Source organism: Neorickettsia helminthoeca str. Oregon (assembly GCF_000632985.1).
In the GTDB taxonomy this organism is placed as follows: domain Bacteria; phylum Pseudomonadota; class Alphaproteobacteria; order Rickettsiales; family Anaplasmataceae; genus Neorickettsia; species Neorickettsia helminthoeca.
This window is the reverse complement of record NZ_CP007481.1, coordinates 812336-831093: the sequence shown is the minus strand read 5'-3', so window position 1 is coordinate 831093 and position 18758 is coordinate 812336. Positions and strand designations below refer to the sequence as shown.

The following is an 18758-nucleotide window of genomic DNA, read 5'->3' as shown; positions in this document are numbered from 1 at the left end:
TTGGAGTTCCAGGAGCAACTATGAACAATAATGAATATACAGGAGAAGAAAGTAGTTTACATGAAGCTATCGATGGAGATGCTGTGTTGCATCGCGATTTATTGAATAGTGTTGCAGAAAAAATCGATGAGCTTATTTTGCTTTACCGGAGTCTTGTTCGGGGATGCAAGAACACTGTTCTATTCCGTATACAAGAGGAGATGATACTGGAAATACTGACAGATTCAGTTTAACAGCTGATTTCTATCCACCACAGCCTGAATCTACCGACATCTTCATTGCTGAATAGTACTGAGTAAAAGTTATCTCTGTTCTTTCTGGTGGAGCTCTATCTGTCAACTGGATGCTTTTTTTATATCTCTCTTCTCTTTTGAAGAGCGAGAGTGGCCAGTACTGCTACGTGGAACAAGTTTATATTTGTCATTGAAGGTGGTGAAAAGGTTGCGTACATTGAGAGAATGAGGGTCATGAGATATTGCACTGAGGATGTGGCAGTTTCGTATGATTAGAGAAGGTGCCAGGAAACACGGAATCAAAGATGCACAGTTTCCTGTATCCAGAATTAGAATTTGCGTTCGCAGGAGTATACCCCAGGTCTTTAGCTTTTTAAGTTTGATTTAAGATCAGCTCTGGTGTTTCTATAGGTTCTGAGGTACAATCTGGGGGTTTGAGTTGCACCCTTAGCTCAGCTGGATAGAGCGTTTGACTACGGATCAGAAGGCCAGGGGTTCGAATCCTCTAGGGTGCTTCCACTTTCTGTCAAATATCTGTGCTTTCGGGTTCTCCTGTGACTACTGCTGGCTTCCCAACTGGATGCTTACCTTTTGCAGTGGCATTAGGGTCGTCTTGAGACTTGTTGGGACTCAATTGGGAATCACAATTATTGATCTCTGCATTGGTGGCCTTCGGCACTTCTTGCACGCAGATATCTTTTTTGAATTGTTTACGTCTTTGTATATTTTCCCTTAATTTTTTCGAAAGTGCGCTCGTATCAGGTTTTACCATATCATCCATGCTTAAAGTGTATTATATCGCCATCCTGTACTATATATTCGCGTCCCTCTATCCTCATTTTGCCCAGACTTTTACACTTTTGTTCACCGCCGAACTCTATGTAATCTGAGAAACTTATTGTTTCAGCTTTAATGAATTTTTTCTCGAAATCCGTATGTATAGTGCCTGCTGCTTGAGGTGCAGTGGAGTTTCGTTTTATGGACCAAGCTCGGGCTTCCTTTTCTCCGGCAGTGAAGAAGACAATCAGATCCAATAGTCTTGAACCCAAGCGGATTACTTTATTCAATTGAGATTCTTCCAGACCAAATTCGTTCAAGAAGACCTTGCGATCCTCATCTGATTCGAGGAGAGCGATTTCGGCCTCTATTGCCGCTGAGACCACCACTGACTCCATATTGCTCGTTTTTGCGAATTCTGCTATCTGTGTACTAAATTTGTTACCGGAAAGAATATTTTCCTGTTCAACGTTGCAGACATACAACATTGGCTTCGATGTCAGGAGCTGTAACTCCTTGAACCGTTCGTCTAGTAATTCGGTTGAATGCAAATCTCCTTTTTTCAGGATCTCTAGAGCATCTTCCATGAGTTGTTTGGAAGTCTTGCTTTTTTTGAGGCGGTTTTCCAGGCTTTGCATATCCGCGAGTAGGAGCTCCATTTTGATGATTTCAGCATCATATAGTGGATCCACTTTTCCGTGGACATGTCTTATATCATCATCTGAGAAGCACCTAAGTACGTGTATTATGACATCGACCTCCCTAATGTGGGATAGGAATTTATTACCTAAACCCTCGCCTTGATTTGCACCTTGTACCAGCCCAGCTATATCAACAATCTCGAGTTGGCTGAAGATAGTTTTCTCTGCTTTTGAGATCTCTGCTATTTGCACTAAGCGTGGATCATACTCTGGGACTTTCGCGATATTCGGCTCTATTGTACAGAATGGGTAGTTCGCAGCTTCTGCTGCTTGCGTTTTTGTCATCGCGTTAAACAGTGTTGACTTTCCGACATTTGGGAGTCCTACTATGCCGCATCTCAGGCTCATATACTAACAGTTTTATGTACTTAGAAAGGGTATCCTTCCCGAACCTGCAGTGCAACTACGATTCTATAGATTCTAAGATTTCTGATTGGAAGAGATTGATTTTGATGATATAGACTCCCTCTATTTCCGTGGTGCAGTCGAATTACCTTTCTGCAGCATTCCTATAAGATAGGCGTACGTATCCTCAATGATAGATTCTCAGCTGTGTTCCCGGGCAAATTGAGTTTTTCTCAGTTCACTGAAAGATCACCTTTTCTCGGCTGCTATAAATGGCTGCGGTAGTGTGCCGCTTCTGCGCCAAGCACCAAACTCAAAGCGCCTGAAGTATCCATGTTGCAGTGACAATCAGGTATAGCTCTAGTGAAAATCTACCCATCAAGCTCAGAAGTTGTATAGACTAGAAGATCTCTGAGTTCGATTAGGGAAGTACAAGTGGTATTATCGTGTTTTGCGACTGATACAATTTCCGTAAGCGCTCTTAACTCATCCTCTACAGTAGTTTCGGTGTTGGTAAGCAGCGTGTTTGCGATTGTCGTGAGAAGTTGTATCAACGCTGGGCCTCCACTTGGTATAGTACCCACAGGACCACCAGCATACGCAAGGGTGGCTGTGATAACAAGTCCACTAGATTAGTATGAAATGCTTGATCTTCTGCAGTATGCTCGAACAACAGTGTGACATAATTTACATGCATAATTTCTCTTCTAAAGCGTAATTCGTTGGCAATACTCTAAATCTAAGCCTGAAAAGCAAAATAGTAGGACTAATATATTCATGCCTAAAAAACGCTGACAGAAAAGCACTAGATTCCATTAGTGGGTACAACACACCCCAATGGTGCTAAATCGAACAGGTTTCATCACGCACCTGGCGTGACCACCATACTAGCAGTGTGTACTTAACTTTTTTAGTGGAAGGTTATTCATAAGACCGGGCAAACCCTCCTTGAGTTTACCAAAGATCTCATCCGTCGACTTAGACCTCAGACGACAGGATGGTCCCTGACTCGGATGCACCGCCTAGATTAATACTCGAACTCGGAGTATCTTCACTCCCCACTTGAGTTCCAGTGACTAGACCCGCCTTGAGCTTAGTAAGCGAGGTACAGGTATTACCATTGACGTCTGGCATCAATAGGATGTCCACAAGAGCCTGTAATTCATCTTCCACAGTATTATCGGAGTTAGTTGCCATACCCGCGATACTCATAAGAAGTGCAGTTGCTGCCTCTCCCCCACTCAGTATAGTCTTGACTGATCCAGCAACCTCGTGAAAATTAGCTTGAAGTATAAGATCTAGAATATCGTGCAATCCCTGGTTTGAATCATAAAGACTGTCATCACCGTGTGTGTACATAATCTCCTCTAAAGTGCAACTTGTTCATAATGCTCACAATCCAAGCTCTTAAGGCGCAATCACTAGGTACCCCAAGAACTACGGAGAAAAGGTATCAAATCTTTCTAATGGATGCAATGCCCATTAGTGCATAAATTGAAACAAAGTCTGCCGAGTAGGTTGAGGAGTAGCTCCTACTCTCCATCAGTGCGCATTTTGGTGTCCTTTGAGTGGAGCATCTAGGTGCTGTTGCTTTTACACCTGCGGTGTTGTTATGCGGCTGCTATCCGTTGTACACAAGCGCTTAAAATGCCTGCAATTCCATTACGCACTTTATTTTTTGGGGATAGTTATCTCTTTAAGTCTATTCTGTAGCTCACTTGAGCTCTCACAAGCCTTTAATGAGGCTTGGAAGGCACTATCCTCTAAGAATCTCTTGGCATTAGTATCCTTCAACAACTCAGAAATACCCGATTGTTTTAAAGCCCCTATCGCAGCTGCATCCTTTAATAGGCCCTGAATTGTTGAATCTTTTAAGGCACCTGCTGCTGTCTGATCCTTTAATAGATTCTGGAAGTCTGTCTCTTTCAAAAGGTTTCTAGCTTCTGTATTGACATTATCTCGTAATAGAGCGCTGAATCCTTCATCTTGCAAAACGATTGCTGCGTCTTTGCACTTTAGCGTATCCCGAACAATCGCCCTTTCTAAGCTGTCTACCGCGGTCTTATCCTTTAACAAGCCCTGAATTTCTGAATCTTTTAAGGCACCTGCTGCTGTCTGATCCTTTAATAGATTCTGGAAGTCTGTCTCTTTCAAAAGGTTTCTAGCTTCTGCATTGTTTTTTAACACTCCGCAGAGACTTGCATTCTTTAAAAGGTCTACCGCGGTCTTATCCTTTAACAAGCCCTGAATTTCTGAATCTTTTAAGGCACCTGCTGCTGTTGCATCTTTTAGGGTCCCCGCCGCGCCTAAATCTTTTAATACCGCAGCTGCATTTGCGTTTTCCAGTACATTTTTTGCATTTGCATCTTTTAGTACCTCAGCTGCGGTTGAATTCTTTAATATATCTCCAGCAGTTGTATTTTTTAATACCTCAGCTGCGGTTGAATTCTTTAATATATCTCCAGCAGTTGTATTTTTTAATACCTCAGCTGCGGTTGAATTCTTTAATATATCTCCAGCAGTTGTATTTTTTAATACCTCAGCTGCGGTTGTATCTTTTAATGTATTACTTGAGGTATCATGCTTAAGCAGATCAAGGACCGTACTATCGGTTAAGGTGTTAAAATTAGTGTCATTTGACAAAATATCAAATAGTGTGACACCGTTTGCCATATCGTACTCCAGAAAGGATGTTCATTATCTTTCTTCGATGCTAAGTTACAGAAGTAAAAATAGATTAAATTTATTATGCTCTATATTATAATCTGATTGACCCAGTATTGCTGCTATCCGCGGATACAACAATCCGAATGGCTGCTGTGCCGATAGTGAGGATTAGGATATCTGTAAATTCTGGATGTGACGTCCCAACCGGTCATACAGGGAAAGATGACGAAGCCCTTGTGACCCTAAGATAAGCGGTCCCACGGCTACCTATGACGTTTCTTAAGTGCTCTGAGTGCAGTACAGAGCGAGGTGGTTGTATTCACTATTTTACACCATGATTATTTTCCTTATCTTTCATAAGTTTTTCTAAGACATTTTTGATTGCTTTTTCAAATTTTCGCTGTTCAGGATCATCCGGTAGAATTTTAGTATCTTGGCTTTCACTTATATCATAATCCAAAACCGTGACTAACTTCTCTATTGAATCACGGTACTGTGGATAATTATCCAATACGTATGCGGCCGGATCTTTTTTATGAAGATTCAATACTTCCGGGGTCAAATCCTCACCATTGTGTAGTAAGGTAAATTCACTTAAATCCCCAGTGATGCTTACTGAAGCGTCATCGCCCAGCAACGGAAAGGGTAGAGTCATCTCGTTTACCTGTATAGAATTCTGTTCAGTCAATAAACTAACGGCACCAAAACGCAGACCATCTTTCAGTAGCCATCTGCTGTCAGAGTCTAGGGCATAAAACTAAATATTTCGCTAACTTGACCTGAAGGAGTTAAAGCAACGACACACCGCTGTGCCAAAGACGTATCACCAACTGACGATCACAAAGGCATCACTTAGCTTTCTCAAGAGCTTCACGAAGCTCTGTCTCATTGGCACCTTGAATGATTTGCTCATCAACGATAAAGACCGGTGTACCGTCGAGCTGTAGCTTCGTTGCCAGTTCCACGGTCTTATTGATCATCTCATCGATTTTATCTGCATTCTTCTCAAAGAAGCTTTGAAACTCTCCCTTGCTGAATCCCAAACTGGAAACCATCTCAAGAATGGCTTCTGGATCATACTGTCCACTATGATCCATGAGTTTCAAATAAAATTCCAAGTATTTGGAAAAAGATAAACCCTTCTCTCTAATAAACAGCGAAAACCCGAGATCATACCTGGCAGCAACCATTGAGTTCCGTCCCAGTATAGGAAGGTTCCTCAAGATATAGTTGGCATTCGGATAATCGTTCATTGCCCTAACCAGCATCTGGGATGCAATCTTACAGTAGCCGCATGAAGCATCAAAGAGTTCGACAACGGTAGTCTTCGCATCCGGGACTTTCCTAGAAGGATAATTGAAATCAAATATTTCATTTTTATGTTTTGTTATAGCACTTCTTATTTCCTGAGCCCTCTGTTGCTGCTGCTTCTCGAACTGAGTAAGTCGATATCGACTTACAGATTCCAAAATTTTTTCCGGATTTTTTTCTATATACTTCTCAACTATACTCTCTATCTGTGCGGTTTCATAAGCATCCTTGTGGACGCCGTAATACCAGTTCGAAATAAAAGGGAAACTCGCGATCGCAATGAGCACTAAAAGTAACAGAAAAGTCCGCATAAATATCAAAAGAATGGTAGTGACACATTGTCTTAAGGAAATCTGATCATGTCAACATGGATTCTCTTAAAAATTCGTTTTTAGGCAGGGTTATTTGCTTATCGTGAAAGAGTTCTTTAACTGCCTATATTTGTGTGGATCTACTGGATATTAAGCTCGTACAGTCCGTCCTAAGGTCTTGTCCTTATCCTTCAAAAATGCGAAACACAGCTGGAAAAGGACTAGAGTGATGTAGAAAATCCCTGATTCCAGTTATGAAAGACTTCACTATTCTTTGGGGTTACTATATGCGCAGGCTTCAGCGAAACGGCTCTTGTGGTTAATAAAAGTATAAATTCTGCGAACCAGCTTATCGGCATCCTGATCATGGGATTATTCTCTCTGTCATGAAAAACTCTGTATGCAAATACAAAGCGAAACCATGACAAACGACAAGACATCCGCGTATCGGAGAAGGACAATCCCACGAAAACAGGCGCTGTATCTAAGAATCTATTTTTTACCCAGAGCTCTTTCAATTCGATCTGAGAAGTTAGAGAAATTGAATTTCCCGGTATATCGTTCGCCGTTGATGTAGAGCACGGGTGTACCAGCAATCTCCAATTGCTTTATAGCAAAAAGTTTTGAATGTAACACTTCATTCTTTACATCCAGATCATTCATGCAGCTCGAGAACTCTTTACGGACACTTTCCGAAAGTCCGCTGTCCAGAATGATCTTGTCGAGCCTGCTTGTCAGATCTTCTTTATTTCTGGCCTCCGCACCGATGTCAAACAGCACGCCTGTGATATTCAGAAACTTATCATTGTCGCTCTCCACGTGCTGCCGATAACACTCCAAGAAAACCGAAGCGCTGAATGAAAGATAATCCAATGGGAAATGTCTCATGATTAATAAGACCTTCCCTTGTTTGACGTAACTTTCGTGTAAGGGCCTAATTAATTCTTCAAAAGCAGTTTTGCAATGCGTACAAGAAAAGGAAGAATAGTCTATGACCGTAACAGGTGCATCTGTGCTGCCAATCGCGTGATCTTTAGGCAGCGAAATATTCTTATCCACGGTGATTGTCTCGGGATTAAAACGCAGCGGGTCGAAAGCCAACGCAGTCGAAGAGAAAAAGTCCAATAACAGCGAAGCCGCGAAGACTAATAGGACCCAAGGTACACGGGAAAACATGAAATATGCACAAGACCAAAATCAGGCTATCATTATAGCAGATCAGATAACAAAGTTAATGGATGGAAAAATAAAGGCTCTGATTGCGCTAGCAGAAAATTTACCCGGTTTGGGGCCTAAGTCAGCTAGGAGGATAGTGCTGCATCTTCTGAAGACTAAGGAAACGAAGTTGTTAAAATTTATCGATGCGATGCAAGTCCTATACGATACAATCAGAAGCTGTGAATCCTGTGGGAATCTCGAAAGCGTATCACCTTGTTCGATTTGTACGAATGATCGCAGGGACTCCAGTATTCTATGTATTGTCGAGGAGATTACTGATTTATGGGCAATCGAGAGGGCTGGTGTACACAACGGAAAATATCACGTATTGAATGGTGCTCTATCAGTGATAAATGGCATCACCCCTGAGTCCCTACAAATAGAAAGTTTAAGGGAGAAAGTTGTTGAAACAGGCGTCAAGGAGTTGATCATTGCCACTAATTCGACAATCGAGGGACAAACAACTGCTCAGTATATCGTAGATCTCTTTAAGAATGTGCCAGTCAAGCTATCGTTTCTGGCACACGGTATACCCGTCGGAAGCGAGATGGATTATCTAGATGATGGAACTTTGGCCATAGCATTTACTAATCGTAGGTCAGCGTGAGCTCTACTCTGTAGTTAGGCGTTGTTATGGGAAAATTATTTCACTGAATGCTCTGGAATCCTCTATCTGGTCTATCTGGAATCCTCTATTGAGGTCCACTTTACTTTCATCCGGAGACGACTTAGAATTGGCCTTTAGACTGTCGAAATAATCATTTAATTTATGCTTGCAGTAGTTGAGCAAGGTAACAAGCAATACCTCGTGAAAAGAGGGCAAGTTATCAAAGTGGAAAAAATTGTGGCCGAACTTGGTCAGGAGATAGAGATGTCTTCCGTCAAGTATGTGCTTGATGAGAAATCAAAATCCATTTTCGGTTCCGGTACTGTCAGGGCTGAGGTGATTTCCATGGAAAGAGATAAGAAGCTGGTTATCTTCAAGAAAAGACGCAGAAAGAACTCTCGTAGAAAGAATGGTCATAGACAGTCCGTGACTGTGCTTAGGATTAAGGATATCGTGATTTGATGAATATGTAGCGCCTTTCGAGGTTGCTTTGGGTTGTTATTTGTTTTATTTGAAGTTTTATGGCAACGAAGAAAGCCGGTGGTAGTAGTAGTAACGGTAGAGATTCCATAGGTAAAAGGCTCGGCGTTAAGAAGTTCGGTAGTGAGAGCGTCATTCCTGGTAACATAATAGTGAGACAGCGTGGTACAAAGTTCCATCCTGGGAAGAATGTCGGCATCGGCAGGGATCACACTCTGTTCGCACTGAAATCTGGGGTTGTTTCTTTTTCCGTGGGCCTGAATGGTAGACATTTCGTGCACGTGTTGTGAGTACTTCCTGTGCACTTTACTGTCTTGACTATGTTCCCAGAAGTCTTCCCCGGACCTCTAGGTGTCTCGGTTGTCGGTAGGGGGCTCAGTAGAGGATGTTGGTCTCTCGAAGTCGTTCCGATCAGACGGTTCGCTACGAAGACTCGCGTCGATGATACCCCGTATGGGGGTGGTCCTGGAATGGTGATGCGTCCCGATGTTCTTGGTGACGCGCTTGAGTATGCTCTTTCAGTCCGTGAAGTAAATAGGAGGGTTTTCCTCAGTCCCAGAGGACCTAAGTTTACTCATAAATCGATTGCGGGTTTCGTCGATGCTGAAAGTGTTTTGTTGGTCTGCGGACGATTTGAAGGAGTTGACCAAAGGTTCTTGGATTACTATAATTTTGAGGAACTCAGTGTTGGGGATTACGTTCTATCTGGCGGTGAGATCGCAGCGATGGCCGTGATGGATAGCTGTGTCAGGCAGATCCCTGGGGTGTTGGGTAATGCTAAGAGCCTCGAGTGCGAAAGTCTGACTAGCTCCTCTTTAGAGCATGATCACTACACCAGGCCGAGCGCTTGGAGGGGTTTGATGGTTCCCGAAGTGTTGCTCAGCGGTGATCATAGAAAGATAGGTGAGTGGCGCGCTTCTTCCGCGGGACATATAACTAGGAGAATTAGGCCCGATCTAGTAGGTGAATAGAAGAAGGAAAACGGTTTGTGAGAAGGTGAATATGAATGTTTTAGCCGCTTTTGATGAAAATCAAAGGAAAGTACTTTCCGAAGGCAGGGAGTATCCAGAGTTCAGATCTGGTTATGCTATGAGTGTTGAGTTTTACGTTCAAGGTACGTCTGGACGTACCCAGGTCTTTAAGGGACTTTGTATTGCAAAGAGTAATAAGGGTGTCCACTCATCCTTCACTTTGAGGAAACTTTCCGTGCACGATGTCTATGTCGAACGAACCTTTTGTCTGTACTGGCCTTCCATCAAGTCCATCTCCGTCGAGAGGAAAGGTAAGGTGAGGAGGGCGAAGCTCTACTATATTAGGGCCCTAGCCGGCAAGGCAACTAGAATAAGAAAGGAATATAGGGACGTAAAGTGAAAGAATTAGAGGATTTTTCAAAGCAGGTTTCTGATGCTCATGGCTTGGTCCTGCTGGATTTTTGGGCTGAATGGTGTGGTCCCTGTAAACAAATGATTCCTGTACTCCAGGCTTTTTCTGAAGTTTCTCCTCATGTATCTGTCTATAAGGTAAACATAGATGGCCCAAAGCAGGCTCTGGCGATCGAAAATGGTGTTAGAGCGGTTCCTACATTGATCTTGTTCAAAGATGGGAAGATGCTTGACCGAAAAGTCGGGATGCTCTCCTTATCCCAGATCAAAGAATGGGTTGCGTCCTTGTCCAGTTGATTCACGATGCTGCTGTATTTTGAATCCATTGCCCCGCTTTCTCAGACTCGGATTATTCGTGTTTTTTGAACACCGGGGACGGTTTCTCTATCAGTGTTCCGAACTTTATCGCAGATGCTGCTGTCATATTTTCCATGGCTCTTTCCTCTTCTGGAACTGCAAGTGAGTCCAGCATAGCCTTTGCAGACCCGGGAATGAAAGGTTGTAATGCGATTCCGATGATTCTCAGTGCCTCCAACATGGTGTAGAGTATCTCATGTAGTTTTTCTGGCTCATTCTTCAGTTTCCAGGGCTCGCTTTGGGAGATATACTCGTTCGCTTGAGTGGCAAGATGGATGATCTTTTCAAGAGAGTCGTTCAGGCTGAGTTTTAACATATTAGCCTTATAGTCTGAGGCTAATGAATATGATAACTCCAATAGTCTATTTGACAGTTTAGGTACCTCTGGCACTCGTGAGCCACATTGTTTGACTACCAAAGTGAGAGTTCTTTGGAGTAGGTTCCCGATGTTGTTAGCCAGCTCACTGTTGATACGATCTTTCAGTAGAGCCTTACTGAAGCTTCCGTCGTTACCGATTGTCACTTCCCTGATTAGGAAATACCTTACTGAATCTACACCAAACTCTGAGACCAGTTCGAATGGATCTATCGTGTTACCCAGAGATTTGGAGATTTTCTGTCCATTGTTGGTCCACCAACCATGCGCGAGTATGATATCAGGGACTTTGAGTCCCACACCCATAAGGAATGCTGGCCAATATATACCATGAAAACGTAGTATATCCTTTCCTACTATGTGTATGACGTGACCATTTTCCCAGAATTCTGAATATTTAGAGTCAGGACTGATATCAGGATATCCAAGGGATGTAATGTAGTTTGTCAGTGCATCGAGCCAGACGTATATGGTGTGTGATGGATCATTCGGGACAGCTATTCCCCATTCTACTTTGGTTCTGGAAATAGAGAGGTCATTTATCCCCATCTCCAGAAACGAAAGGGCTTCATTGAATCTATTTCTTGGTCGGATGAATGATTCATTCTCTTTATAGAATTTTCTTAGTTTCTCCGAAAGCTGTGACAGCCTAAAGAAATAACTTGCTTCCTTTACCCAAGTCACTGGGGCACCGGTGGGTGCCTTGTCATCCTGTAATTCAGTCTCTGCATAAAAGCATTCGTCTCGCTCGGAATACCAACCCGAATATTCTCCAAGATATATGAGTTCATTCTGCCATAATTTATTCCAGACATTTTTTACTGCTTCTTTGTGTCTTGCCTCGGTAGTACGTATGAAGTCCGAGAATTGGTACTGCATCACCTCGCATAACTCTCTGAAACGTAGACTAATCCGATCTACGAAATTCTTCTCACTAATATTTAGCTTCCTAGCAGTATTCTGGACCTTTTGTCCGTGCTCATCAGTCCCCGTAGTGAATAGCACTTCATGGCCCGCCATTCTGAGTGATCGTGCTATGATGTCCGCTATAAGACTACTATACGCATGTCCTATGTGCGGGACATCGTTTACATAGTATACAGGAGTGGTAACGTAGTAACGCATGTCGTGGAAGGTGTAAGATAGAGATTCCTTATGAGCTACTCTAACACATCTGAAATCTGTGAAGATAGGTATAGATACTGTATTTCAAGGATGAAATATTGTGAAATACGCAATATTTAGGGTATAAATCTATTGTTTTAGAAGCATTGTATGTTACAATCTGCTATTGGCTGGGGGTTCTGGTTGGGTTACTCGCCCGTTTTGCTCATTGGAAAGGGAGGCTTGTGGCGTCCGAGTTGTTGTGAGATGTTTTCGGGTTCCTCTTTCGATTATTTATCTATTTTCATAGTTTTTTGTAGAATGGCACAAGAAGGTTCAGAGATATTGTTTGCTGGCTCCTTTGGTAAGCTGCACGGGTATTACTATGATGTTCCTGGTGCCAAGTCTGTGGCCCTTGTTCTACCTCCTCATCCCAAGCACGGCGGTACGATGAGGAACAAGGTAGTGAAAACTATCTACTCCTGTTTTACGAAGAGAGGTCTCGCGACCCTGCGTATGAATTATCGTGGCGTTGGATATTCTTCCGGGCAAGTTAGTGTGCGTGATGAGGACCTGATTAAGGATGCGAACGCAGCTATTGAGTGGTTACAGTCTTGTTACCCGCTTGTTAGTTCTTTCTGGGTTGCTGGGTTTTCCTACGGTGCATGGCTATCTCTTAATCTTGTCATGAGACGTCCAGAGATTTCAGGATTTGTAGCTGTTGCATCTCCATTGAAGATTCATGACTTCTCTTTTCTGTCTCCTTGTACCGTCTCTGGATTGATGATTCAGGGAGATCAGGATCAGCTATGTGATATTCCGGAGCTGTTAAGACTCACCTCACCAATCTCTCAGAGATTGGGTAAGTTTAGGGTGGAGTTTATTGAGAATGCTGACTTTAGAATGAGTGGTGAGTCTAATTTGCGACTCCTTGAGCAAAAGATTGATGATTATCTCGCTTTCGCTTCGACTCCGCCTAGTAGGGTGTATGACTTCTCAGATGAAGTGGATGAGACTCAGGTACACTCTGATGTTTATGCTGAGGAGCAGCTATTGGTAGATGAGCAAATTTGAAAAATTTATCTGTCCTGGCTGATTGTACTCCTATCTAATGAGGGACACTAAACCTTCTTCGAGTTCGGTTGGTTTCTTTATCCCGAGAAGCGTCAACACGGTTCCTGCTATGTTTGAAAGACGTCCGTTTTTTACTTGTTTCACTCTGTCCGATAGTACAATAAACGGGACTAGGTTCGTGGTGTGTGCTGTATTCGCAAGTTTGGTGCGCTGATTATACATGGATTCCGCGTTACCATGGTCTGCTGTTACTATCATCTCATATCCTTCTGTGGAAGTGCATTTATAAAGTTCGCCTAGACAATCATCTAGCGTCTCGACTGCGGCAATCGTTGCAGGCATATTTCCTGTATGTCCTACCATATCAGCATTAGCATAATTTACAACAATGAAGTCGAACTTCCTTGATTTTATAGCTTCTACAAGTTTTCCTGTGATTTCTAAAGCTCCCATTTGTGGTGCAGTATCGTACGTCTTCACACGTAGAGAGTCCACTAAAATACGCTCCTCATTCGGAAACGATGTTTCCCTTCCTCCGTTGAAGAAATAACTTACGTGCGCATACTTCTCACTTTCCGCTATCTTTAGCTGGTGCATCCCCATGTGTGAGATGATCTCTGATAGTGTGTTGCTGATTTCCATCCGTGGTACGAACGTTGGAAGAGGTTCTTCAAAGTACTGACTCATAGTCATTATTTTCGAGAACTTTATTTTTCGTCCACAGAAATTGGTTTTCCCCAATAACTCTGAAGTAATCTGTCTTGCTCGATCTGGTCGAAAGTTTGCAATGAATAAAGCATCTCCATCTCGAGCTCCTGTATAACCATCTATTACCGAGGCTGGTACGAATTCATCAGTGATGTTTTGTGCATAGTAATGTGTGATTGCTTCTGTTGGTGTTTTGAATACATTCTTAATTTTTTCTGGATCCGTAATTGCTTGGTACGCTTCTTGTGTGCGATCCCAGTTTTTATCTCTATCCATCCCATAGTAGCGTCCTGAGAGAGTTGCAATGTTTTTTTCGTTCTTGATATACCTCAGTGCTGACTTTGGTGGTGTATCGCGCCCATCCAGGAATGCATGGATATGTACTTTTATACCTTTTGATTCCAGGTAATCAGCAATTTTATCGATATGATCAATGTGCGAGTGCACTCCGCCGTCGGAAAGTAATCCCACAACGTGACAAGCCTTTCCTGAGAGGCCGGCTGCAAATGAATTGAGGCTCTTATCCTGCTCTATGTCCTCCAGCTTTTTGTTGATGTGTACAAGATCATGGTATATGATTCTGCCGCTACCGATCGTCAGGTGCCCAATTTCTGAATTCCCCATTTGATTATTGGGAAGACCCACATCAAGTCCACTAGCCGCGAGCAAAGAATGTGGATACTTCTTGAGCAAGGCATCGTAGTTTGGAGTACGTGCCTGATAGATAGCGTTATGTTGGTTTTCTAGCGAAACACCCCAACCGTCAAGAATGCATAGAACTAAAGGCACTTATTAATTTAATAAAAGACACACGGAAATGATAGCAGACAAACGATCTACTCCAAAATGAAAATTTACATTACATTAATTTTTACAGTGGGGTAAAAGACTCTCCTTTTCCTGCTCGAGCTGCATTCTTATTGCTGCATTATCAGGGAATTCATTTAGTGCCCTGTGGAGGATTGAGCATGCATGTCCGTACTCCTTGATAAGTCTCAAGGACTTGATTGCTTTTACCAAAGCTAAAGGTGTCTTACTGCCTTTTTTGTTGCTCCGATAACTCTTTAAGAAGTTGAGTGACGCTAATTTGTAATTTTTTTCGGAGAAGTAGAGATCCCCAAGTAAATAATAAATGTTATCCAACAAATTACTCTCAGGAAAACGCTCAATGAATCCACTCAACTGCGCCTCTGCCTCTTTTTTCTTTGACTGCTTAATCAGAAGTAGTGCATGCCTGTAAGAGTCCTCCTCTTCTGAAGGTTCGGGGAGATCTATCTCTTTGATTGTCCTGCTGGAACCACGCCTAGTAGCACTGCCTTGCTGTTCGAAGGCAGGCTTCCTCGCAGGAGGGGTAACTGGTAATACAGAAACCTTCTGAGGATCGATAGCAACCTGCTCCTTCGAGACTACTCCGGCACCCCGGTCCTGCTGAAGCAATTTTTCAAGCTTCGCGAGTTTCTCATCGATACTCTTCACTTTTTGGGCAATGAAGAGCAGATCTTCCTGTCTTCCACCCTGGACAGGCACCTCAGAAGCAAAGCAAAACGAGAAGCACAAAAGCAAAAAGCGAAACAAGTACGGCACTACAATTCCCTATGTGAACATAGTAACATGCTAACAACTTATTCGTAATGTTCAAGCTTGCTGAGAAGAGGGTAGAACACAACCCACAAGGAAACGGATAGGTAAATACCTATCCGTTTCCTACGGAGATATTTAGTTACATTCCCTGACGAACTCTATGACAGTTCTACGATTTTTTGAATGAGCTTCTTCTGTTTCGCCTTCGTCAACCAGCTCTGCTTTTCCTTTTGAGTTCAGGCAGAAACGTTCGGAGAGATTGGTCTCGCTTTGTACAGCAGTTCCTTCAGTCACTTCCCCTGAAGACACTTCAGTGGCTGTGGAAGCTTCCACAGATGCACCCGACTGATTGAGCAGGGATTTTAGTAAGTAAGATTTTGTAGCATTTGCTCTACGGCTACCGAGCGCGAGATTGTATTCTTGAGTACCACGCTTATCTGCATGTCCCGTAACAAGCACCTTTACTTCTGGATCGTCCTTCATCCTCATTGCAACGCAATCTCTGATATGTTCGTCAATGAGCGCCATTGCTTCGGGTAGAACTTCGGAGCTATCAAACTCGAAATGAGTTATACCTATAGTCCCCTGTTTTGGTGGGCAGTAGCAGTATGCGTCCAGATGGCGACTTGCATGGTAAGATTTACCACCTTTAGACTTAAACGAGCCACTTCCCTTTTTGAAACAACCAGACATCAATAACAGCACTGAGAGCAGCGCAACACTAGAAACCTTATACATTTTATCTCCTGTATTTTTCCAAATCTAAGTTTAAATAGAACTCAGAGTTCTATAAATAAAAGCACACAAGCCAAACCTACGTATACCAAAAAGTCGATAGTATCTGACCTCACTTAATTAAAGATTAATACAGCTGAGAAATCAACTATGCAAGCATTAGGCCTATTCTAGGTGATTTATGTTTTGTATGAAGTTCAAAAAACACATGTAGGTCGACCCATGTGATATACTTATATGCCAAATCGATTTTACTGTGAGCCCCTAAAGCAATGAAAAAAGCGATCACGAACGTTTCCAAACTACTGTTAGTCGCTTCCGGGAAGGGTGGTGTTGGGAAATCTACAATTGCTCTGAATCTTGCTGTCCTGTTGGCACAGAGGAGCAGGGTTGGTCTAATAGATGCAGATATTCATGGTCCTTCACTTTCGTTCATGCTCGGCGCGGATGTGAGGGTTTCTATGAGTGAAACGGAGAAATTGATTCCATTGGAAAAGTTCGGCCTAAAATACATTTCAATGGGTGCAATGGTGGATGCAGATGCACCGATCATATGGCGTGGACCTATGTTATCCAAAATTTTGCATAATTTTCTTTTGAATACGCTCTGGAATGAATTGGATTACCTTATAGTCGATACACCTCCTGGTACTGGAGATGTACATATCACGCTTTGCAATGAATTTTATCCAGATGGTGTGATACTGGTTACCACTGCGCAGAAGGTCGCACTTAAAGATGTCGCGAGAGCAAATGCGATGTTCCGGAAATTAGGGGCACCAGTATTAGGTATTGTCGAGAATATGAGTTATATGGACTCAATTACAGGGGAAAAATATATCATCGGTGAGAAAAGAAATGTCACGGAATTTGCCTCTTCAGTTTCCATGCTGGTGTTGGGTAGAGTGCCATTCATTAGTCAGATTTCACATTCAGGCGATAGCGCTGTGCCTCCAGTTCTGGATCCTGAAATTGCAAGTATATACAATCCTATTGTTGAACAAATACTTTCAGTTCTCAGGAGTAGTTGATCGCTTAATAAAGTTACTAACGTTGAGAGTATCTACGTTTATCCCATGTTCTTTATTCTTCTGAGATATTTCTAGAAGTCCGGATCAATGTTGTTTCGCTGGATTTCGATGTTGCTCGGGAATATAATTTGCCTGTTCCCTTGTGCGATATAGATGACATCACAAATAGCAATAATTGATCTAGGTTCCCAGTTTACTCAACTTATTGCCAGAAAATTGAGGGAGAATAAATGTTATTCCCAGATTTATTCTCCTGAGGGCTTTGTCTTCTCTAGTGCAATGAAGGGTATAATTTTGTCTGGCAGTCATAAATCCATTGATGAGTATGTGCACTATAGAGATTTGGTAAGTGAGATCCTAGATGTGAATTCTAGATATGGTGTTCCGGTGTTGGGGATCTGTTATGGCAAACAGCTGATCAGTGATTTTTTTGGTGCAAGAGTGGTTTCTGGTGAAAAACGCGAATACGGTAAAGCGGAACTGCAAATTACAGGGGAAAGCTTAATTACTGAGAATATCAAGGAGCGTAGTTTTACGGTTTGGATGAGTCACGGTGATACAGTGGCGACGGTCCCAGATGGCTTTAGAGGGATTGCAAGAACAGAAGATTGTGAATTCGCAGTGATTGCGAATGATCAGAAGAAACTTTACGGCTTCCAGTTTCACCCTGAAGTTTCACATAGCGAGAACGGTGAGATCCTTCTACGGAATTTTATAGAAATTTCCAGAGCAGCTAATACCTGGGATCTACAGATCTTTTCCAATCAGGAGAAACGACAAATTATACAAAGTGTCGGGGAATCGCATGTACTAGCAGCAGTCAGTGGAGGTGTCGATTCCACAGTTGCAGCGAAGTTCATGTATGAGGCTATAGGTTCGAGGTTGCACTGCATTTTCGTCGATACAGGACTATTGCGAAAAAATGAAGTCGATGAAGTAAAAAAATCATTCTTTTTGTTGGGGATTCCTCTGGAGGTGATATCTGCATCTCATCAGTTTTTTGATAGACTTGCCTGTATCACCGAACCAGAAGAAAAAAGAAAAATAATCGGGGAAACTTTTATTAACGTATTCGAGAGTAAAGCGAGTACCATAGAAAATGTGGAGTTTTTGCTGCAGGGTACTCTTTATCCGGATATCGTTGAATCAGGTGTCAGTGGTAGCCATGCGATAAAATCCCATCACAACGTTGGTGGACTACCAGTAAAAATGGGGCTCAAATTACTCGAGCCGTTTAGATTATTATTCAAAGATGAAGTCAGAGCTATTGGTCGTAACATGGGTGTGGATGAAACGATATTGATGAGACATCCTTCTCCTGGGCCAGGCCTTGCAATACGAATCCTAGGTGAGGTTACTGAGGAAAAAGTAAGAATCCTACAGAATGTCGATGATATATATCTCTCTACAATGAGAAGGTATGGCCTGTATTCGAAAATATGGCAGGCATTTACTGTTCTACTACCAATTCGCTCGGTTGGGGTAATGGGTGATAAACGTTCGTATAATTACGTCTGTGCCGTCCGTGCAGTGACTTCCCGAGATGGAATGACAGCTAGTGCTTATCCATTCGAGTCTGACTCTTCGGATAAGATCCTCTTCTTGGAGTTCTTGAATGAGATTGCAACTAAAATACCGAATCAAGTGAAAGAAGTATCACGGATCGTTTACGATATCACATCGAAGCCACCAGCTACAATTGAATGGGAATAACAAGCCTGGTGCAGACCCCTATTCCACAAGAGTCGTGCTACCCGGTT

General features: G+C 42.6%; 22 protein-coding genes and 1 tRNA gene. 11 read left to right on the top strand and 12 right to left on the bottom strand.

Annotated elements, in window-relative coordinates:
- The first annotated feature begins 20 nt into the window (after positions 1-20).
- Positions 21-233, top strand: coding sequence for a hypothetical protein (locus NHE_RS03885; protein WP_038560175.1), 213 nt, complete (start codon positions 21-23; stop codon positions 231-233).
- Positions 234-674: 441 nt separating this feature from the next.
- Positions 675-748 (top strand) — tRNA-Arg (locus tag NHE_RS03880).
- Positions 749-759: 11 nt separating this feature from the next.
- Here NHE_RS03880 and NHE_RS03875 read toward each other — a convergent pair.
- The 8 genes from NHE_RS03875 to NHE_RS03840 all read right to left on the bottom strand — a co-directional run bounded on the left by NHE_RS03875 (position 760) and on the right by NHE_RS03840 (position 7521).
- Entirely contained in the window at positions 760-1014 is a 255-nt protein-coding gene (locus NHE_RS03875; RefSeq protein ID WP_038560172.1) for a hypothetical protein, read from the bottom strand.
- The gene (gene ychF / locus NHE_RS03870) at positions 1007-2059 is read right to left on the bottom strand and encodes a redox-regulated ATPase YchF (protein ID WP_038560169.1); all 1053 of its coding nucleotides are present in this window, start codon (positions 2057-2059) and stop codon (positions 1007-1009) included. The genes NHE_RS03875 and ychF overlap by 8 nt, the downstream gene beginning before the upstream one ends.
- Before the next feature lie 368 nt (positions 2060-2427).
- Positions 2428-2640, bottom strand: a complete 213-nt coding sequence (locus NHE_RS03865; protein WP_038560166.1) for a hypothetical protein — start codon at positions 2638-2640, stop codon at positions 2428-2430.
- A gap of 394 nt (positions 2641-3034) precedes the next feature.
- Positions 3035-3415, bottom strand: coding sequence for a hypothetical protein (locus NHE_RS03860; RefSeq protein WP_038560163.1), 381 nt, complete (start codon positions 3413-3415; stop codon positions 3035-3037).
- A gap of 312 nt (positions 3416-3727) precedes the next feature.
- Positions 3728-4729 carry a hypothetical protein gene (locus tag NHE_RS03855; protein WP_038560160.1) on the bottom strand — a complete coding sequence of 334 codons (1002 nt, stop codon included), beginning with the start codon at positions 4727-4729 and terminating at the stop codon, positions 3728-3730.
- Positions 4730-5045: 316 nt separating this feature from the next.
- Positions 5046-5378 carry a hypothetical protein gene (locus tag NHE_RS03850; RefSeq protein ID WP_156927359.1) on the bottom strand — a complete coding sequence of 111 codons (333 nt, stop codon included), beginning with the start codon at positions 5376-5378 and terminating at the stop codon, positions 5046-5048.
- A 193-nt stretch (positions 5379-5571) separates the two neighbouring features.
- Positions 5572-6345 carry a DsbA family protein gene (locus NHE_RS03845; RefSeq protein WP_038560157.1) on the bottom strand — a complete coding sequence of 258 codons (774 nt, stop codon included), beginning with the start codon at positions 6343-6345 and terminating at the stop codon, positions 5572-5574.
- A 492-nt stretch (positions 6346-6837) separates the two neighbouring features.
- Positions 6838-7521 carry a thioredoxin domain-containing protein gene (locus NHE_RS03840; RefSeq protein WP_038560154.1) on the bottom strand — a complete coding sequence of 228 codons (684 nt, stop codon included), beginning with the start codon at positions 7519-7521 and terminating at the stop codon, positions 6838-6840.
- A 58-nt stretch (positions 7522-7579) separates the two neighbouring features.
- Here NHE_RS03840 and recR point away from each other — a divergent pair, with 58 nt between their 5' ends.
- The 6 genes from recR (at position 7580) to trxA (ending at position 10329) form a co-directional block, all read left to right on the top strand.
- On the top strand, positions 7580-8170 hold the full coding sequence (gene recR, locus NHE_RS03835; protein ID WP_038560763.1) for a recombination mediator RecR: 591 nt from the start codon (positions 7580-7582) through the stop codon (positions 8168-8170).
- Positions 8171-8332: 162 nt separating this feature from the next.
- Complete coding sequence (rplU, locus tag NHE_RS03830) at positions 8333-8632, top strand: 50S ribosomal protein L21 (protein WP_038560152.1); 300 nt, start codon at positions 8333-8335, stop codon at positions 8630-8632.
- A 59-nt stretch (positions 8633-8691) separates the two neighbouring features.
- The gene (gene rpmA, locus NHE_RS03825) at positions 8692-8940 is read left to right on the top strand and encodes a 50S ribosomal protein L27 (protein ID WP_038560149.1); all 249 of its coding nucleotides are present in this window, start codon (positions 8692-8694) and stop codon (positions 8938-8940) included.
- A 9-nt stretch (positions 8941-8949) separates the two neighbouring features.
- A complete protein-coding gene (trmD, locus tag NHE_RS03820) occupies positions 8950-9621 on the top strand; it encodes a tRNA (guanosine(37)-N1)-methyltransferase TrmD (protein ID WP_038560146.1) in 672 nt (223 codons plus the stop codon).
- 31 nt (positions 9622-9652) lie between these two features.
- A complete protein-coding gene (rplS, locus tag NHE_RS03815; RefSeq protein ID WP_038560760.1) occupies positions 9653-10021 on the top strand; it encodes a 50S ribosomal protein L19 in 369 nt (122 codons plus the stop codon).
- Complete coding sequence (gene trxA / locus NHE_RS03810; protein ID WP_038560144.1) at positions 10018-10329, top strand: thioredoxin; 312 nt, start codon at positions 10018-10020, stop codon at positions 10327-10329. The genes rplS and trxA overlap by 4 nt, the downstream gene beginning before the upstream one ends.
- A gap of 52 nt (positions 10330-10381) precedes the next feature.
- Here the strand turns inward: trxA and metG are convergent, their stop codons facing one another.
- The gene (metG, locus tag NHE_RS03805; protein WP_269479147.1) at positions 10382-11956 is read right to left on the bottom strand and encodes a methionine--tRNA ligase; all 1575 of its coding nucleotides are present in this window, start codon (positions 11954-11956) and stop codon (positions 10382-10384) included.
- 84 nt (positions 11957-12040) lie between these two features.
- Here metG and NHE_RS03800 point away from each other — a divergent pair, with 84 nt between their 5' ends.
- On the top strand, positions 12041-12943 hold the full coding sequence (locus NHE_RS03800; protein ID WP_232214978.1) for an alpha/beta hydrolase: 903 nt from the start codon (positions 12041-12043) through the stop codon (positions 12941-12943).
- A gap of 30 nt (positions 12944-12973) precedes the next feature.
- Here NHE_RS03800 and gpmI read toward each other — a convergent pair whose 3' ends face one another.
- From gpmI to NHE_RS03785, 3 genes are all read right to left on the bottom strand, one after another.
- Positions 12974-14440, bottom strand: coding sequence for a 2,3-bisphosphoglycerate-independent phosphoglycerate mutase (gene gpmI, locus NHE_RS03795; protein ID WP_038560137.1), 1467 nt, complete (start codon positions 14438-14440; stop codon positions 12974-12976).
- Positions 14441-14515: 75 nt separating this feature from the next.
- Positions 14516-15235: a tol-pal system YbgF family protein gene (locus NHE_RS03790; protein WP_038560135.1), complete on the bottom strand. Its 720-nt coding sequence runs from the start codon at positions 15233-15235 to the stop codon at positions 14516-14518.
- Positions 15236-15367: 132 nt separating this feature from the next.
- Positions 15368-15970 carry an OmpA family protein gene (locus NHE_RS03785; RefSeq protein WP_038560132.1) on the bottom strand — a complete coding sequence of 201 codons (603 nt, stop codon included), beginning with the start codon at positions 15968-15970 and terminating at the stop codon, positions 15368-15370.
- A 269-nt stretch (positions 15971-16239) separates the two neighbouring features.
- Between NHE_RS03785 and NHE_RS03780 the strand changes: the two genes are divergently transcribed.
- Both NHE_RS03780 and guaA read left to right on the top strand, forming a co-directional pair.
- Entirely contained in the window at positions 16240-16998 is a 759-nt protein-coding gene (locus NHE_RS03780) for a P-loop NTPase (protein WP_038560130.1), read from the top strand.
- 153 nt (positions 16999-17151) lie between these two features.
- The gene (guaA, locus tag NHE_RS03775) at positions 17152-18711 is read left to right on the top strand and encodes a glutamine-hydrolyzing GMP synthase (RefSeq protein WP_038560127.1); all 1560 of its coding nucleotides are present in this window, start codon (positions 17152-17154) and stop codon (positions 18709-18711) included.
- Positions 18712-18758 lie beyond the last annotated feature (47 nt).

Coding starts and splice junctions, on each gene's coding strand:
- rplU (WP_038560152.1), top strand. CDS start 8,333: ATGCTTGCAGTAGTTGAGCAAGGTAACAAGCAATACCTCGTGAAAAGA.
- NHE_RS03845 (WP_038560157.1), bottom strand. CDS start 6,345: ATGCGGACTTTTCTGTTACTTTTAGTGCTCATTGCGATCGCGAGTTTC.
- NHE_RS03800 (WP_232214978.1), top strand. CDS start 12,041: ATGTTACAATCTGCTATTGGCTGGGGGTTCTGGTTGGGTTACTCGCCC.
- NHE_RS03840 (WP_038560154.1), bottom strand. CDS start 7,521: ATGTTTTCCCGTGTACCTTGGGTCCTATTAGTCTTCGCGGCTTCGCTG.
- ychF (WP_038560169.1), bottom strand. CDS start 2,059: ATGAGCCTGAGATGCGGCATAGTAGGACTCCCAAATGTCGGAAAGTCA.
- rpmA (WP_038560149.1), top strand. CDS start 8,692: ATGGCAACGAAGAAAGCCGGTGGTAGTAGTAGTAACGGTAGAGATTCC.
- guaA (WP_038560127.1), top strand. CDS start 17,152: ATGACATCACAAATAGCAATAATTGATCTAGGTTCCCAGTTTACTCAA.
- NHE_RS03885 (WP_038560175.1), top strand. CDS start 21: ATGAACAATAATGAATATACAGGAGAAGAAAGTAGTTTACATGAAGCT.
- recR (WP_038560763.1), top strand. CDS start 7,580: ATGGATGGAAAAATAAAGGCTCTGATTGCGCTAGCAGAAAATTTACCC.
- NHE_RS03875 (WP_038560172.1), bottom strand. CDS start 1,014: ATGGATGATATGGTAAAACCTGATACGAGCGCACTTTCGAAAAAATTA.
- NHE_RS03780 (WP_038560130.1), top strand. CDS start 16,240: ATGAAAAAAGCGATCACGAACGTTTCCAAACTACTGTTAGTCGCTTCC.
- NHE_RS03855 (WP_038560160.1), bottom strand. CDS start 4,729: ATGGCAAACGGTGTCACACTATTTGATATTTTGTCAAATGACACTAAT.
- NHE_RS03850 (WP_156927359.1), bottom strand. CDS start 5,378: ATGACTCTACCCTTTCCGTTGCTGGGCGATGACGCTTCAGTAAGCATC.
- NHE_RS03860 (WP_038560163.1), bottom strand. CDS start 3,415: ATGTACACACACGGTGATGACAGTCTTTATGATTCAAACCAGGGATTG.
- NHE_RS03785 (WP_038560132.1), bottom strand. CDS start 15,970: ATGTATAAGGTTTCTAGTGTTGCGCTGCTCTCAGTGCTGTTATTGATG.
- rplS (WP_038560760.1), top strand. CDS start 9,653: ATGAATGTTTTAGCCGCTTTTGATGAAAATCAAAGGAAAGTACTTTCC.